Source organism: Alteromonas hispanica, from assembly GCF_010500915.1.
GTDB classification, from domain to species: Bacteria; Pseudomonadota; Gammaproteobacteria; order Enterobacterales; family Alteromonadaceae; genus Alteromonas; species Alteromonas hispanica.
On sequence record NZ_JAAAWP010000005.1, the window covers coordinates 1 to 16160 of the forward strand.

Sequence of the window (16160 nt, forward strand, 5' to 3'; positions counted from 1 at the left end):
ATAGGGCATTCATGGCGTTTAACCTTCATTTGTTTTTGGCGAAAGATCTGATCACCAAACGTCATGAATGTTCCCTTTATTTTTTATCTTACTGAATTTTAGTCATTATTTGTGGGGATACCTCAGGGTCAGAACCACATTTACCAACGCAGTCAAGAAGCTTTTAAGCTGACAGTTTATGCGCTGTTAATCTCTACACATTTTTCACCTGGGCAGTTAATTCGAGCCGCTTGTTTTAAAGCTGTTTTTAGGGAGCTTATTTTTCAATAGTCGTTTCTTTTGAAAGTTCAGTTGAGCTAATTCATACCTGACCTACGTAGAAGGTGATATAAAAGCTGGTTGGTAGTGGTACTCAATCAGTAAATTGGAAGATAGGTTTTTCCCATTCTATTCGGTATTTCACAATTAAAAAAACGAGCTGCACGGCCTAACACGCTCAAGCTCAGTTTGGTTTTGGCGCCATTTTTTTGTGCTGCCAACACCTTTGCAAACTCCCTCTCACTTACTCTCGTTAACGACACAAGCTATGTGGCATCGGGTGGACTAGAGGAGCGCACTACGATAAATAGAACGCTCGGTATTGCTGCCTATGAATATCGTATTAACGACAGCACGTTATTTTTTGCAAGAGTGGAGTTTTCTATCTAAACAGGCTTCCTATCTAAACAAGCCTTCTATCTACTATCTACTATCTAAACAAGCATCCTCTCAACGGAGCATTTTAGCCATAGTTATGAGTTGCCAATCTGCTTTAAGATACTACCAAACGCTCTGCCACCGTTTTTTTGAATTTGCTTATCGAAATACAGACTGCCCAGTAAGAAAATAGTAATGTGCCCCTTCGAACGCCAAGTGACATGGGTTTTGCCGTCTTGTTCTTTAAGCGTAATCTCGCCTAACTGATGATCGTAAGGAAGAGGTTTAGACTTTATAACTTTGTAGCCTAATTTGTAGGGCGGCTCAAAAGCCACTATTTCCTCATGCAAATTAGCGCCACCGGCAATAATTTCACGCACAGCGCCTAACCCGTTTTTGTCGTCTTTACCATGAACTAATAAGTTCGCTTCATCCACGCCTTTAAACTGCGCATAGTTTTCGTGATCGCTTAGCATCGCAAACACATCCTGGATAGGTTTATCGATAACTCTCTCTACATGAATTGAAAACATTAGATACCTATTAGAAAAAACGTGAGCCTATTGGTTGCTTGAATATAGAGCAATGTGTGAATAGCTCAAATAACCACTTTTTATCTGCAACTATAGGCAATTCGGCCATTATGTGAATGGGTTTGTTTTTGGGGAAAAGCTGTATCTACAAAAAATGGACCTGCAAGAAATGACCTTCAATAGATACACCCTTAAAAACTAAACCTACAAAGCTAGCCTTGGTAAATATTGTCCCAATACTCGTCTAATTCATTAATAGCATTTTTTAACGGCTTTGCCGTGAAACGCACGTTATTTTTATCTGCGAGCTTGGTTTCTACGAACTTTGTTTCTTCGAGCCCTGTTTCTACTGGCTTTGTATCTACCAACTTCATTTTAACCAATTTATCGATAGCATCAGACACATCAAAGTCTAAGGTGCAATTGTGAGTGTGCTCAAACCAAGCTTCAATCTCTTTATCGAGTTCATCTGCGCTCATCCCTGCTCCTTCATGTTTTAATAAGAAGGTATAAGCTAACAACGCTTCTTTACAATCTTCCTCTTCTGCGGCATCTACCAGAGTGTGAAACACGCCAGCGTTGTTATCTAAATTCTTAAAATAAAGGTTGTCCGAAAGGGCTTTCATAAACCGTATTTTTCGATTTTTAAACTTCGACCATTCTTTGAAGACAAAGCTACCGAACACTCCCATACCAATACCAAAGGTAATCAGGCTTTGCTTTGTAAGCTCTACCGACTCATCTTTAAGCCCTAACCAAAACGCTAAAAATGACGACAGTAGTAATATAGACGCCCCTAATTTCGTCACCAGCACAACAATGCCACCTACCGTTGCCGACGCCCCAATGATAAGTTTATCGAGCGGACGCATTTTCACTTCACTGTTTGGAAATAGCATTTCCAAATCTGCTTTGGGTACGTTTTGAAACAGCTTAATAATGGTGGCTCCAGGGGTGAAAGTGACAGGGAGCTGTTTTTTAGTACCTTTCCGTTGCTCGAAGTAGTCTTTATCTTTAAAGGTAATATAAACCGCCACTCGTTCGTAGTTGGTAAACGATATCGATTTTTTACGTAATCCAAAGAACGTACGTAGCGTTTCTGTTTTAACCGATTCACCTCGACGATAAAACACGACTTCTTGAAAATCGTCAAAACTTACCGCCAAACGAACTTTAAACAGCGACTCTTCATGCAGCGCATCTTCTAAATCAGTATCGGTGACTTTTTCAAAGTTTGCAGAATCTAATAATGTGGAAAACTCACTGGCGAAGTCTTTTTGAACGGCCTTGCGTTCGCTATCTGTAATGTCTTTAAGCGTGCGGGTATCTTTGTTAGGGTCGAAAAGCGCGTAGCTGTTTTTCAAGCGCTCTAGCTGCTCGTGATACTGAAAGTGAATGCGGTTCACCAACAAATTGCAAAACACCTCAAAGGAGTTAGCAGTGCTATCAGCGTCAGCGGTTTCTTTGTTAATGAGGACATCGTTACACATGGAAACAACATCGGCTTTGCGAAAAGGTATAAATCGTTCTGAGGACATAACCGTTCTAACGTAGGTAATTCACTAACACTTGGCGCACCGTTTTTTATCTAGTCAGTGGCGCTTTACAAGTGGCTAACGAAACAAATTCATGTGCTCAGTAAACCATAAATGACTGATAACACAATGCACCTAAAGGCTACTTACAACATAAATTGGTGTTTGATAATAAGGTACTCTACTTAATGAAAAGATTATTCAAGAGCAGCGCCAAAGCAGATATTCAAACAATATTTCAACTCTTCTCAGAAGCCCGTTTTTCAGCGCTTAAAATTTGCGCCATTGCTACACGCATAAAAAATGCGCATAATATAATTGAAGAGCAGATCGGAGTCAGTCATGCGCCAAAAAGTATCTTGTAATACATCAATTAACAGTGAGTTACTCAGTGAGGCTAAATCACTAAATATTAAGTTATCCGAAGTATTTGAAACGGCTTTGATACAAGCTGTAAATGAAAAAAAGAAGGTTGAATGGTTTAAACACAACAAAGATGCACTAAATACCCATAATCAAAAAGTGTTAGAGACGGGGACGTTTTCAGAATCGATAAGTCAGCTTTCATGATAACTCAGTTTTCTGTTTGTCAGTATTCATCATCAATAGTTGTTATTTTGACTAACACTGTTTTCAATGAAGTTGAAAGTATCTTGGTGGCGCCATTAAAACCGTTTGAAGGCCTTTCTTATGTAAAAGATTTACAAATACCTTGTGAAGTGAGCGGCGTTAATTATTATGTCGACTTGCTAGACATAGCGACGGTCTCAAAGCGCAATTTAAAACTTATCCCAGAACAGTCATTGAAACCGATTAGAACAAAAATTAAGTATGGTATCGATCTGCTTATCGATGGTTTTTAATTACAGCATTCATCAATTTCTAGCTGGCCACAGAATATAGCAACATCTTGTTTAGGTTATCCAGCAGCTTTCTCAATTTCATCAACTGCGCATATTTCGTATTCTATTGCACTACCACTACGACCCGCTTAATTGCAGCTGCGCAATGGGGTATACTTAGCGAATGAATTATCCCGTTCCCGCCAATCAGGTTGAAGTCCTGTTTGAAGTAAAGAAAAGCAAGTTTATTGCGATGGCAGCATTTGCCAACTCTCGCGAGAGCGCAATGGCCGTGCTTGATGAAGTAAAGAAGCGCTACCCCGATGCACGACATCACTGCTGGGCCTATATATTTGGTCCTCCAAGCTCTCCAGTAAGCGCTGCTATGGCCGATGATGGAGAGCCAAGTGGCACTGCCGGCAAACCTATTTTAAACGTGCTTCAGCATAAAAATATTGGCGATGTAATGATTGTAGTGACTCGTTACTTTGGCGGCATAAAACTAGGCGCTGGCGGCCTAGTTCGCGCTTATTCTGCATCGGCGCAGCAAGCCATTGAACAGCTTACTGTACGAGAAGAAGTTACCCTTCACATGCTTACCGTTGATGTAGACTTTAAACACGAACAATTTGTTAGGTATTTGGTTCAGCAAGCGTCGGGCAACATTGCCGACTGTCGCTATGCACAGCAGGTAAGTATTGATATTCAAATACCCATTTCCCACGTAGAAGAAATAAAGCAGCAGCTGGCGCCAATTGTTAATCAAGACATCGAAGACCAGCAAGGTGACAGCCCGGACGTTGAAAGCAAGCCAGGCCATGTGGATGATACGCCAGTATGAGTGCCAATATGAGTAGCAGGCTTCAATATCTCTCACACTACCCTGAGAGACTGCAACAACAAATTCAACAGATGATTGACGACAACGCGCTGGGAGATTGGCTGCGCACTCGTTACCCTGCCACTCACTCAGTGGCAAACGACAACGACTTACGCGAATATGTGATCGGGCTTAAAAACCAGTATATGAAAAAAACTCAACCGTTGAGTAAGGTCATATACGATCAAAAAATTCATATAGTGAACCACGCCCTTGGATTGCACTCCTATGTATCGCGGGTACAAGGCGGTAAATTAAAGAGTAAAAATGAACTGCGAGTAAGCAGCCTGTTTAAAAACACGCCCGAGCCATTTTTGAACATGATAGTAGTGCATGAATTAGCCCACCTTAAAGAAAAAGAACATAACAAAGCCTTTTACAAGCTCTGCCAACACATGCTACCCGATTACCATCAAATTGAATTTGACGTGCGAGTCTATTTAACTGAACTAGAATTAACAGGGTATGTTTATAATGTTCCCAAGGAGGCCTGATGGATTTTCAATTTCGCACTGACATGTTAGGAGAGCCTTCCGCCAAATGTGATATTGAATGCGAAGCTTTTGGTGATTGGTTAAGTAACGATTTAGGCACCGATCGCGAAAGCATTAATACGGTGCTAGATGCCATTGAAAACCTGCTGTGTCGCAACATTCCTGATTACCAATTTATTGGCAAGGAATATACGTTAACCATTGAAGACGACGAAGTAATTCTTACCCTCAATCACAACGAAACCAGTCACAAAGAATTTGCCGAAGATTACGACCAAGAGATGCAAGCAGGTTGCGGCTTGGCAGATTTCAAACATTTACTGCAAGAATGGAAGGCGTTTATTCGTTAGTAAGCGCCCTGCGAAAGCCACCGGTGAATAACGTTGTAAATTGTTTTATTCCCCAGTAACCCGAGGTGACTGATGTTATTTCCCACCCACTGATTTTCTGGCTTAAAATTAAGGTTAAACGCTTCATTCTCATGAATGCCTAGTGCGCTATTAAGGGGTACTAAACCATCACCAACAAGATGCTTATTAATAGCATTTGGCGATGCCGAGGACGTTGTTGCAATGGCAAAACACGCTACCCCATCAGGCAGTGGAATGGGTTTACGTTGATCGCTAACAAAATCAAAACGCCGTTCAGAATGGGTGTCGCTTTCAACAATATATCCGTGCCGAAGGTCGGCAATACCTGCACTGCGAATTTGAGTAATGCGGGTTAGCGGAGCCGTGAAGTGATGCATACCTAAAAATAGGTCTACCCAGTTACCTGCTTTCTCAAGGGGCGCACCATGATGCGGAGTGCCAAGAAACACTATTTTTTGTAAATACTCGGCCCACTGTATACTTTCCTCGGCTACCTCTGTTTTTGCGGCCGCTTCTGGTATGGCAGCTTTAGCATAATAAAGCGCGCTTCTTGTGACCAATCCGCCCATGCTATGGGCAACCACTGAAATATCTAGTGAGTGCTGGCTTTGTAGAGAGTGAAACTGGCTCGCTAACTTGCCTAAAAGTGCATTCAACTCCATCCCATTTTGATAGATATGTCGGCCCGTATTGTAGTGCAAATAAACTGTGGTGCATGAGAGGTCATTAGCAAGATGATAACCATGATCATGCTCACCTTGCCGCCACTGCACATCATTCATACATAAGCCATGCACCATAATAAGAACCTTACCTTCGGAATCTACGATTTGCTGGTTCAATGCGTCTAACTCTATATCGTTGCCGTGTTGACGAAATGTCATGGCGATGGACAGCGGACTCTGTTGTGTATGTAGATAATCGCCTATTACGCCATTTATGGCTGAGAGTAATGTAGGCTTTATTGATGAAGGTGATGGTGAATACGTTGATGATGGCGGTGTTGCTTGGCTTATATTGCCAACTGGACTACTACTAACACTATCCTTGAACCTGTCGCCATGTCTATCGCTCAGACTATCAGTAAGTACAGATAGCGGCATACTAATGCGCTTGCTTACCTCGCTAGTAATGCCACGAATACTTTCGTAAACCATGCCTGTAATACCACTGCTAAGCTGCTGCTTTGATTTTTGTGTGGATTGTTGTATTGATGGCGTCAGCCAATTCAGCGGATTAATACGGTTGTGCATTGTCTCAATTGCCAAGGTAAGTTGAATAACCGCCTCGGCAATTAGCCGATTAGCCTCTTGCGCCTGAGAGAGCTTTTTTGTTTGAGTTTGTTTGCCAGCATTTTGGGCATCAGTAGCTTTGGTATCAGTAGCTTGGTCATCTGTTTTTGGGTTAGACAAAGCATGCCCTTTCTATTATCAAGTTGATCTAAGCATAGCAGTAATAGCGCAAGGGCAATCTAATTATTAAACTGCACTGTTTTTTGATAAAAAAGTGCACTAAATAAGGACAAAAAAATTACTCGTCACCCAGCATGAATTCGCTATCTTATTTTCATAACAAGCGTATTATCCGCCGGATATTAACACTTGAGTCTTTGAGCCAAAAATGGCCATAGGTTTTCACCACACTAAAGAAAAAACCTTACTACGTGTATCGTTTTATGTAGCGGGTTTGTTTGTATTTATCGCACTTGGCTTTGCCTTTATAACCCATTCAGCCGCCATCCTGTTTGACGGCGCATACTCACTCATTGCCTTTTTCATGTCGTTGCTCACGCTGAAAGTAGCAAATTTAGTGCAGTTGCCCGATGACGACCGTTTTCATTTTGGCTACACGGCCATAGAGCCTACGTTAAACTTATTCAAATCCATTGTTATCATTGCCACGTGCTTATACGCCGTGGTGGGAGCTATTGGTAGCCTTGCAGACGGTGGCATAAAGGCTGAGTATGGCTATGCCATAATTTACGGTGTTATTGCTACTACTGCGTGTTTTGCTGTGTCTGGCTACATGAAGTATCAAAGTAAGCCATTGCGCTCAGACTTAGTGGCGGTAGAAGCTCACACCTGGTTTGTCGATGGTGTATTGAGTGCGTCAATCTTACTCGGCTTTGCTATTGCATACGGTATTGAACAAACGCATTTTGCTGAGTATGCCTCCTTTGTCGACCCTGTCTTGCTTATACTATTAGGCCTCGCCATATTGCCTGTGCCTTTTAAAATTATGCTCGACAGCCTAAAAGAGGTAATCAACAAAGCGCCACCAGAGTCGGTGACAGCAGTTATTGAAAAACGTTTAAAGCAAACCTTGATTGCAGTGCCCTATCAACATGTTGAAGTACGGATAAGTAAAAGCGGACGAGATATTTATTTACTGGTTCACATTATTGTTGACAAATCGTTTTCCGTAGCAACCATTAGTGAACTAGACGATATTCGCATAGCCAGTGAGACCGCCATGCGACAGTGGGATCCAGCCATTATTATGGATATATTGTTTATTGCTAATCCCGCGTTAGCTGATTAGCTGTTGGGTACTATGCGCTAAATCGTACTTACAACATTCTTGAAATCGGTCTCGACAAAAAGTGCTTCGCACACAAGATATTGATCAGCGTGATTAAGGAGAAAGTGACTGCGACGGCAATTAAAAAGTGCTGTCCATTCACTATATTAACCTGAAGGTTGTCTTCCAAAAACCGTCTAGATATTACTACGCCAAGCAAAACCACGGGCAAGGTCACGAAAAAAGGGACAACTTGTGCGAGACCGTTTTGAATACTCAACGCTTTCTTGTTCGCTCCTATTGCCAGTAATGCTCCCAAACGTTTCTCTTCTAGCTGTAAATTGGTTCGGGAAATATGAAAGATGTTAAACAACAATAGTAAAGCCAATATACCGGATACCAAAAGTGCACTCCGTCGCGTGGTATTCTCAAGGTATTCCATATTGAAAAGCTGTCGGCTTACCAGAGATTCACGCTCAATACTGTAAGAACCTGCATTTTCATCCGCCCATGAAGTTAAAAATTGCTCAAAATCGTCTGCATGTGGCTGTTGGATTAATGCAAAAAAACCTCTCTCTAACAATGTAGGAATAGTGCTAAACGGCTTATAAAGCATGGGCCGCTCACGATTCGAAAAACCATAATGTGGAACATTTTCAACAATACCTGCTATTTCCACGACTTTGGTATTCATAAAACCGCCAACCACCAGTTTCAGTCCCAGCAAATCGTCTAGGTTAGTTAGCTCAAGCTGCTTGGCAAAGCGCAGGGCAAGGTGCTGGTTTACCACCGCTTCATCTCGGCTCATTTCGCTCTTGCCAGCAAGTAACTTTATATTTGCCAGCGCGAACAAATTTCCAGAGACATGCAGCGAGGTGGCCTCCACAGCGTTCTTTGTTTGTCCCTCAATGGAAACCGTATCCCTCATTGCTACAGGGTTTACGAATGAATCAAAGGAAATAGCGGTTTTATTTGCAAATCTGTTATCGAAGTTACCCGCTTTGAAGTTTTCGCTTAACGCTACGTAGTTTTCACTTAACACTTGAAACTCAATCACATCCAATGAATACGTATTTGCATCAGCCACTTTTTTTATCTCGTGCACGGTAAGCGTCATTAAGAAAACGCTTGTTACCAGCATGACTTTTTGCAAAAACGCACTGTACTTTAAAACACGCAACTGCGAAGAGGTGAGCGAGTCGCTTTTGCTGGAGGATAACGTCATTCTTCGCATTGCAGAAAGATAGGGCAGACTAAAAACAGCGCACAGCAATAAGCAAACCAATAAAGAAACTGGGATAAATAGCGCTAAATCTACTGCGAGTGCCTCTGTTTGGAAGTATGTGGTAAGCGTTTCAGAGTTTGACATTTGAGTAAGCGCAAAGCTATACAGGCCAAAACTCACTACTTGGCTAACAATGAGATTCGGTAGTAATTCTAGAGAGCATTCTTTGAATAGGTCAGCCTTTTTAGCACCAATGGCTCGTTTAATAGTAAGCTCTTTCTTTCGCTGAATGAGCTGCCCTATTTGGGAATAGAGCAAGCTACTGACAATAGCCAGTAACAAGATACTCGACAAAAATAGCAGAGCTTGCCATTGTGCCAATATTTTGTTTTTCGTGATGGGATTAAGCTCTACACCCTCTGTAATAAGCAGCTTGTGTTGCTCTTCTACAAATTCTACTGTATTTCCAACATCTAAATCGACTAACCCATATGCTCCCATCAAGTCTGGTATAGAAATACCGGGCTCTATTTTTGCAAATACATAGTACTGGGGCGCACCACGCAAATAATTGCGCGTATAAACAATATTATTCTGTAATTTTTGAGGGTCTGCCTTTTCTCTTTCAGTTAACCGAAAAGGAGCAAAGTGCTCTAATTGACTGTCGTGAGCATAAACGCCTATTTCTAATGTACTCCACCTCGACATAGAGTCAGGCACTATTCCAGCAACTATGTATGGTGTTTTGGTATCGTAGATTGTGATTTGAGGTTTTTCATCTACATTGAAGTCACTTAGGTATTTTTGCCAAAAACCCGCTGTAACAAACACAGACTGTGTATTGGTTTCGAGTGATTTCAAATCAGAAGGAAGTGTTAATAATTCAATAAGCGTTTCATTTAAAAAACCAATATTCACTTCGTCGCTTAAGGTTTTACCCACTTTAATTTGGGAACGTTCTACACCCAATTTTGCAACTTTAGATACGCCTTCTACTTTTTCTAATTTCTCAGCGTGGTACCCCTTAACCGGCTTCACTATATTGCTCATATTGGTACGTACTAGCGTAACAAGCTTAGCCTTTGACCCTACAAAATCAGGCCTGTCTGAGCCAACCACAACGCCAACTTGTAACAACACACTTATCAAGGCTGTTAATAAGCTAACTGATAAAGCAATGACTAAGAATTGAAACTTTGCATGACGCCAGCGCCTAGCAGCGCCCTTGAGGTCGTGAACACTATTGGTATGCAAAGTCAGATTCATGGTGCTTACACGTGCAGTCGCGACAATGTTCCATCATCCATCTGGTATTGGATTGGAAACATATTGGCAATGTCTAAATCATGAGTTACCACCAAAATAGTAGCGCCTGATTGGTTTAAACGCTGCAGCAGGCTCATAACTTTAGCGGAATTTTCTTTATCTAAATTGCCGGTAGGTTCATCGGCCAAGATTATGTCAGGCTTATTGATTATTGCTCGTGCAATGGCCACTCGCTGTTGCTGCCCCCCAGACAATTGGCTAGGGAATGCATTGGCTTTCTCTAGCATGCCTACTTCGGTTAACGCATCAGTCACCAGCGCTGTATATGCTTTACTGCTGAGACTTTTGTTGTATCGCAGAGGTGCGCAAACGTTTTGCGCCACGGTCAGGTCATTGATAAGGTTGAAATTCTGAAAAATCCAACCTATGTTTTTGTTCCTCAGAATAGACAGCTGCTTTTCTTTAAGCTGTGTTGTAGGAAAGTCGCACAAATCGTATTGGCCACCCGATAACGACTCTAGTAGCCCAATAATACACAGCAGCGTGGTTTTTCCACTACCCGAGGTGCCTCGAATTGAGGCCATATCGCCTTCGGTGATTTGCAGGTTGGCGTTGCGTACAGCATGGTAAGAGACTTTTCCGCTTACAAAGTTTTTGCTGACGTTTTGTAAATTAATTAGCGTTCTAGGAACTGATTTCTGCATAACTGATTGACGCTCGAGATCCATATTCGTCTGGTGAGGTAAGAAGTACCGTTTCGCCTACTTCAAGCCCGTCACTCACGTACATTTCGGTTTCTGAAATGGCGTTAATGAGCACATGTCTTAGCTCAAATGTTTGTGTGCTCTTATTGAGAACGTAAAGGGTATAGCGGCTGCGCGTATCCGTCACATGGGATATTTTAGGTAAACCCACTAAAGCTAATTCATCATTGGAAATGACCTCTCCCGATATATTCATATTAGGGATTGCACCGTTTGGCAATGTCGCATCAAAGGCTGCGTCAAACTCAATCTGATTTTCAACAACATAAGGGGACACGCGTGACACTCTAGCGGTTACCCTTTCCCCTTTGATATTAATCACCGTACTCATGCCCACCTGTACTTTCGCGGCTTCGGATGCGGTAACGGAAAGACGTGCATACATATCCAGTGGATCAGCAATTTGAGCAACAAAGTCTGCCTCTTGAAGCGTTGAGCCAACGTCCAACCCATCGTTCATCAGTGTCACAACGCCACTTTCTTGAGCAAGAATATCCAACGCTGCCACTTGTTGCTCTAAATACTCTTTCTTACTAAGCAAAATTTTTAACTCTGCTTGAGCAACTTCAGATAACGCTTGATGTGTATTGGCTAATGACTGCAGCTTTCTCTTTTCTGCTTTCAAAGTAACGCGCGCGCGCTCGACACTCGCCTTTAGTTTGACGTAATTGAGACGAGAAACGATACCGGACTGATAAAGCTGCTCCGTGGCGTTCAATTCAATTTCAAGTGAATTTAAGTCAGAAGTCGCAAACGTAACATTATTTTTTTGCTCAAGCAGAGCTTGCTGAGACGTAATCACGTCAGATTTACCTTTCACTTTCTTCGATAAAATAGACAGTTCAAGTTCTTCTATCTCTCGATTAAGGGAAGGGTTCACCAGCCTCACCAATACATCACCACGTCTGACAACTGACCCAGGGCTCACATTAACTTCTGCAATTTTGCCGGAAACATCAGTAGATACCATAGAAGAAAGCAAAGGCTGTAATTGGCCGAAAACTCGAACGGCGTTGCTAGCGGTTACGGGGTAAGCTTCGATAAGTAGTTTGTTTTTAGAATCTTTATCGCTAGTAACTAAGTAATGCCAAAGAAAAAAACAGGAGCTAATAGCAAACAAAACGACTAGCGAACCTCTCAGCCATATCGCCGTACTTTCTTTTTCTAGACTAGGAATTTCCATACCCACTCCTTGGCGTATAATTTTAGAGGGTTAGAAGGTTAAAAGTAACTGAATATCAGAACGCTCAGAAACGGTATTCACTAAAAAGGCATGGTCTTCTTTGATAGTGGGATGATAGGCAACCACAGCCCCATATGCATCTTCTGGCATGTTGAAATAAAACATGACATATTGGTGGTCTGCTTCAAGTTTAAGCACTGAAGACGGGACGGTCACCGATTTAGGAAGGTTAATAGCATCGCCAATAAAGTTTTTGACTTTGTCTACGTCAGAAGGCGCTATGCCAAGCACTCCAATGACTTTATCTCGTGCTAGCAGAGTGTTAGTTTTTGTATCAAGTAAATAGAACTTTGGCATTTTGGGGTTACTGACCCCGTCACCAACAATGTAGTCTTGATAAATGCGTGTCATCTCAGCATAGCCGACGACTGTGTTTGCAACTGCGACATTCGAGGCGAAAATAGCGAGCGCACAAATGGCATAAATATTTTTCATATAGATTCCTTCCCATAACGTTGCAACAACTCTATGCCATCATAACGTGTACCACTGTTTATTTTTTTACCGTACCTCATTGGTACCATGAATAAAAGAATAATGAATAATGAATAATGAATAATGAATAATGATGCAACAGTTCAATTTATTCAGCAATACCGGTGATTAGTTTTGAAAACATTCTTCACATCAGATATGTGAGCTACCCATTTTGCTGCCGCTTTCTTTTATCAAAAGCATTAAAAACTTTTTCAACAACGTTAATTGCGCCATAGTTATCACCAGATATTGTTAAAACCGTCCTTTTGCACAGATCACACATCAATTTAGGAATGCAAAAATAACTATTCTTTGGCAATGGCGCTATTGAAAACAGTACTTAACATTGGAAAGTGTAATGGAAATAGTAAAAGATAATCAGGTTAGAGATCTCTCAATTGACGAAACTTATGAAGTAAATGGAGGTAATCCATGTTTATGGATGGCACTTGGGTATGTAGGAGGAAAAATTTTAGATTCAGCTATGGGTATGTCTTGGGATAGTGGCCGCACAAGTTCAGGCGGACAAATGAACGGTAGCCTTAGAAGTAATATGTATCAATAGTATATTGTCGAGTGGACAGTTTAGAAGCAGCTAATCCACTCTATTTCTATATGGATGATGTAATACGTATTAATGAATTATTTATCAAGGCTAATTTCATACTGACGTTTGTAATTAACTTCTGAGGCGATGCACATGAATAAATACTTCTACCTCGCCTTGATAAGCACGATTGCAGGGATGGTTTCAAAAATAGCAAGAGATATGAGTGTTGATAGCACTCCTGTCAATTTTCTTTTAGGCAGCGCCCCTTCATTTTTCTCTATTTTGGGCGTGCTATTTTTCTCGAAGGTAATGGTTGCCAAAGAAAAATATAGTTATAAATATCCTGCTTTTATTCTGCTTGGAACACTACTTTACGAGATCGAGCAAATTTGGAGCAACAGAGTTTTTGACGTATACGATATTCTAGCTCTGATTTTAGGGTATTTTCTATTTTTAATAATTACTGGGGCATCGGGAGTAGAGCGAAAAAAACAAGCATCTACAGAATAGTTTGGCTGATGTAGCGACAAAAGCGATCATGCTGATCAAAGCCGCGTTTAAACTGCATAAAAAAGCCCTACCAACCAAAGTTGATAGGGCCTTTATACAACGTATTTTCTGAGAGAGCAGGCTTTAGCTACTCACTCTTTAAGAGACGTCTCATACAGCGCTTAGTTAACAAAACCTTCGTTGGCTCTTATCGTCAATGGATGGTAGCCAGGCTTTGCCTCTTCAAATGCTTTTTTCGCCAATGCTTTACCTTCGGGTGTTTGCGAAAGCGTGCGATAAAGCGGCTTAACCAGTTTGTTGCGACCAATGCTTACAAGGTAGGTGTATAAACGCTCGTATGCTGGCTTGTACTCATTGGCTACTGCAATCATCAGCCAACTGTGAGCAATTTCGTTATTTTGTGTTTCTGTTAGCGAAAACACACTGTCTAATTCGTCGAGCTGCGTGTCGGTTAACGACTCAGGCATATTGTTAAGGAAGTACAACCATTCATGCACTGTCCATTGCGCGGTTTCAATATCCGCTGCTTTTACGTCACCAGAAAGCCAAGCGCTTCGTGTATCATCGATTTTGGTAAAAGCATCAGACTCAGGCTTTGGTGCATCTTCTGGAATACCAGGTTCAAAAATCCACTGCTGAATACGCTCAGCATCTAACTTTTCTGGATATTGCTTAAGCAGCGTCTCGTCCAAGTAGTCGATAAAGGTATCTGTAGTAATGCTTTTGAATGCAAAGTCTTCGAAGTACTGCATTAAAAATGCATCAAAATTCTCACGCCCAACTTTTTGCTCTAACTCTCGAAGGAAAAGCGCGCCTTTTTCGTAAGGGATATTTGAAAATACATCGTCAGGGTTACGACCACGTAAATCGATAGCAAGAATTTCATCGTTTTGTTCTAGTGCAGCGATATCGTTTTGCAAGTCTTGATAACCTAGCACAGCCTCTTTTTTAAACCGCTCATGACCATAAATCATTTCCATGATGCGATAAGTTAAATAGGTGGTAAAGCCTTCGTTTAACCACAAATCACGCCACGTAGCGTTAGTGACGGTATTCCCAGACCAGCTATGAGCCAACTCATGTGCAATAAGAGACACTAGACTCTTGTCTCCGGCAATAACTGTTGGCGTGATAAACGAGAGACGAGGGTTTTCCATGCCACCAAAGGGAAACGATGGCGGTAAAATTAATAGGTCGTATCTATCCCACTGATAAGGGCCGTAAGTCTCTTCTGTTACTTCAAGCATCGCCTCGGTGTCTTCAAACTCTTTTGCGGCACTTTCAAGAAGCGCAGGTTCGGCATACACCCCTGTTCTTTCTCCCATAGCCTTAAACTGCAGATCGCCAATGGCTAGAGCAATAAGGTAAGAAGGAATAGGCTGCGGCATGGTAAAGGTGTATTCTCCATCGCGCTGCGTTTGAGGATCGTTTGCTGCGCTCATTACTGCCAATAAGCTTGGCGGTGTTTTAATGGTGGCCTCATACGTCACTCGCACTTGCGGAGAATCTTGCAATGGTATAAAGCTTCGGGCGTGAACGGCCTGAGCTTGAGTAAATAAGAACGGATGCTTTTTACCTGCAGTTTGTGCTGGTGTAAGCCACTGAACGCCTGACGCATTCGGCGATGTGGCATAGTTCACCGTAACCTGCTTGGCGTTCTCGGGTAACGAGATGGAAAGAGGCGTTCCTAGATCGACATCGGTTTCGCCTAAATCAAAAGGCACCGACTCTCCATCAACGCTAACACCTGAGATTTCAAGAGCTCTGGTATCAAGAACAAGTTTATTGTTGCCCGGAGCACTGCGCGACACGCTTAAGGTTGCAGTACCTATTAATTGCTTTGTATTGAAATTCGCAGTGAGGTCTAACGACAAATGCGTAACGCGTACTTCATCGGGATTAGAAAAGGAGTGGTAATCTACACCCGAGGTCATGGCAGCATCATTCACGTCTACTTTATTAGACATTTCAGACTTATCTAGGCTTTCGTTTGTTACAGCAGTCTTTGATTCTACGCTGCTTTTATTACTATTGCTGTTGTCGGTACACGCAAAAAGCGCGGGGACACAGATCAAAATGGCAAGTAATCCACTTTTCTTTATAAATTGGTTCCCATTTGGTTTCATGTTGCTTCCTGTCTTTTATAATAATTCGTTCAACATCGTTATAGTAACAATTTGGCGCGAAAGGAGCGAAGGATAAACATAGGGAATAAACCGGCTTGGTGAAAACGAAACAAGCAGCACCTGAATACCTTGCTTTAAAGTATTAAGTTTTCAGGCGCTAACTAATGAATTAAATGGTATTGCTACGC

The 16160-nt window shown here is 41.8% G+C and carries 17 protein-coding genes; 9 read left to right on the forward strand and 8 right to left on the reverse strand.

All coding sequences use genetic code 11. The features are described 5' to 3' along the window. Positions 1-453: 453 nt before the first annotated feature. On the forward strand, positions 454-648 hold the full coding sequence (locus GTW09_RS09210; RefSeq protein ID WP_163111653.1) for a hypothetical protein: 195 nt from the start codon (positions 454-456) through the stop codon (positions 646-648). An 83-nt stretch (positions 649-731) separates the two neighbouring features. Here the strand turns inward: GTW09_RS09210 and GTW09_RS09215 are convergent, their stop codons facing one another. Together GTW09_RS09215 and GTW09_RS09220 are read right to left on the reverse strand one after the other, a co-directional pair. Beyond that, the gene (locus GTW09_RS09215) at positions 732-1169 is read right to left on the reverse strand and encodes an SRPBCC family protein (protein WP_163111654.1); all 438 of its coding nucleotides are present in this window, start codon (positions 1167-1169) and stop codon (positions 732-734) included. A gap of 212 nt (positions 1170-1381) precedes the next feature. Then, positions 1382-2707 (reverse strand): TMEM143 family protein, encoded by a 1326-nt coding sequence (locus tag GTW09_RS09220; protein ID WP_163111655.1) that lies wholly within the window; start codon positions 2705-2707, stop codon positions 1382-1384. Between the two features lie 339 nt (positions 2708-3046). Here GTW09_RS09220 and GTW09_RS09225 point away from each other — a divergent pair, with 339 nt between their 5' ends. The 5 genes from GTW09_RS09225 to GTW09_RS09245 all read left to right on the forward strand — a co-directional run bounded on the left by GTW09_RS09225 (position 3047) and on the right by GTW09_RS09245 (position 5270). Beyond that, on the forward strand, positions 3047-3274 hold the full coding sequence (locus GTW09_RS09225) for a type II toxin-antitoxin system CcdA family antitoxin (protein ID WP_163105117.1): 228 nt from the start codon (positions 3047-3049) through the stop codon (positions 3272-3274). Further along, positions 3271-3567, forward strand: a complete 297-nt coding sequence (locus GTW09_RS09230; RefSeq protein WP_163111656.1) for a CcdB family protein — start codon at positions 3271-3273, stop codon at positions 3565-3567. The genes GTW09_RS09225 and GTW09_RS09230 overlap by 4 nt, the downstream gene beginning before the upstream one ends. A 163-nt stretch (positions 3568-3730) precedes the next feature. Further along, complete coding sequence (locus tag GTW09_RS09235; protein WP_163111657.1) at positions 3731-4387, forward strand: YigZ family protein; 657 nt, start codon at positions 3731-3733, stop codon at positions 4385-4387. Positions 4388-4395: 8 nt separating this feature from the next. Continuing rightward, the gene (locus tag GTW09_RS09240; protein ID WP_163111836.1) at positions 4396-4920 is read left to right on the forward strand and encodes a YgjP-like metallopeptidase domain-containing protein; all 525 of its coding nucleotides are present in this window, start codon (positions 4396-4398) and stop codon (positions 4918-4920) included. Further along, positions 4920-5270 carry a YacL family protein gene (locus GTW09_RS09245; RefSeq protein WP_163111658.1) on the forward strand — a complete coding sequence of 117 codons (351 nt, stop codon included), beginning with the start codon at positions 4920-4922 and terminating at the stop codon, positions 5268-5270. Before GTW09_RS09240 ends, GTW09_RS09245 begins: the two co-directional genes overlap by 1 nt. On the opposite strand, the gene GTW09_RS09250 is transcribed toward GTW09_RS09245, so the two are convergent. After that, positions 5267-6703 carry an esterase/lipase family protein gene (locus GTW09_RS09250; protein WP_163111659.1) on the reverse strand — a complete coding sequence of 479 codons (1437 nt, stop codon included), beginning with the start codon at positions 6701-6703 and terminating at the stop codon, positions 5267-5269. The two genes, GTW09_RS09245 and GTW09_RS09250, sit on opposite strands and share 4 nt — an antisense overlap. Before the next feature lie 208 nt (positions 6704-6911). Between GTW09_RS09250 and GTW09_RS09255 the strand changes: the two genes are divergently transcribed. Further along, on the forward strand, positions 6912-7832 hold the full coding sequence (locus tag GTW09_RS09255; RefSeq protein WP_163111660.1) for a cation diffusion facilitator family transporter: 921 nt from the start codon (positions 6912-6914) through the stop codon (positions 7830-7832). 28 nt (positions 7833-7860) lie between these two features. Here the strand turns inward: GTW09_RS09255 and GTW09_RS09260 are convergent, their stop codons facing one another. Genes GTW09_RS09260 through GTW09_RS09275 form a run of 4 tightly spaced genes read right to left on the reverse strand, consistent with a single transcriptional unit; the run spans position 7861 to position 12744 of the window. Beyond that, complete coding sequence (locus GTW09_RS09260) at positions 7861-10302, reverse strand: ABC transporter permease (protein ID WP_163111661.1); 2442 nt, start codon at positions 10300-10302, stop codon at positions 7861-7863. Between the two features lie 5 nt (positions 10303-10307). Next, positions 10308-11006, reverse strand: a complete 699-nt coding sequence (locus tag GTW09_RS09265) for an ABC transporter ATP-binding protein (protein ID WP_163111662.1) — start codon at positions 11004-11006, stop codon at positions 10308-10310. Continuing rightward, positions 10987-12249 carry an efflux RND transporter periplasmic adaptor subunit gene (locus GTW09_RS09270; protein ID WP_163111663.1) on the reverse strand — a complete coding sequence of 421 codons (1263 nt, stop codon included), beginning with the start codon at positions 12247-12249 and terminating at the stop codon, positions 10987-10989. Before GTW09_RS09270 ends, GTW09_RS09265 begins: the two co-directional genes overlap by 20 nt. A gap of 30 nt (positions 12250-12279) precedes the next feature. Next, positions 12280-12744: a hypothetical protein gene (locus GTW09_RS09275; protein ID WP_163111664.1), complete on the reverse strand. Its 465-nt coding sequence runs from the start codon at positions 12742-12744 to the stop codon at positions 12280-12282. Between the two features lie 400 nt (positions 12745-13144). On the opposite strand from GTW09_RS09275, the gene GTW09_RS09280 reads away from it, so the two are divergent. Beyond that, positions 13145-13351: a hypothetical protein gene (locus GTW09_RS09280; protein WP_163111665.1), complete on the forward strand. Its 207-nt coding sequence runs from the start codon at positions 13145-13147 to the stop codon at positions 13349-13351. Between the two features lie 135 nt (positions 13352-13486). Next, positions 13487-13846, forward strand: a complete 360-nt coding sequence (locus tag GTW09_RS09285) for a hypothetical protein (protein WP_163111666.1) — start codon at positions 13487-13489, stop codon at positions 13844-13846. A 161-nt stretch (positions 13847-14007) separates the two neighbouring features. On the opposite strand, the gene GTW09_RS09290 is transcribed toward GTW09_RS09285, so the two are convergent. Continuing rightward, positions 14008-15972, reverse strand: coding sequence for a M1 family metallopeptidase (locus GTW09_RS09290; protein WP_203565700.1), 1965 nt, complete (start codon positions 15970-15972; stop codon positions 14008-14010). Between the last annotated feature and the right edge of the window lie 188 nt (positions 15973-16160).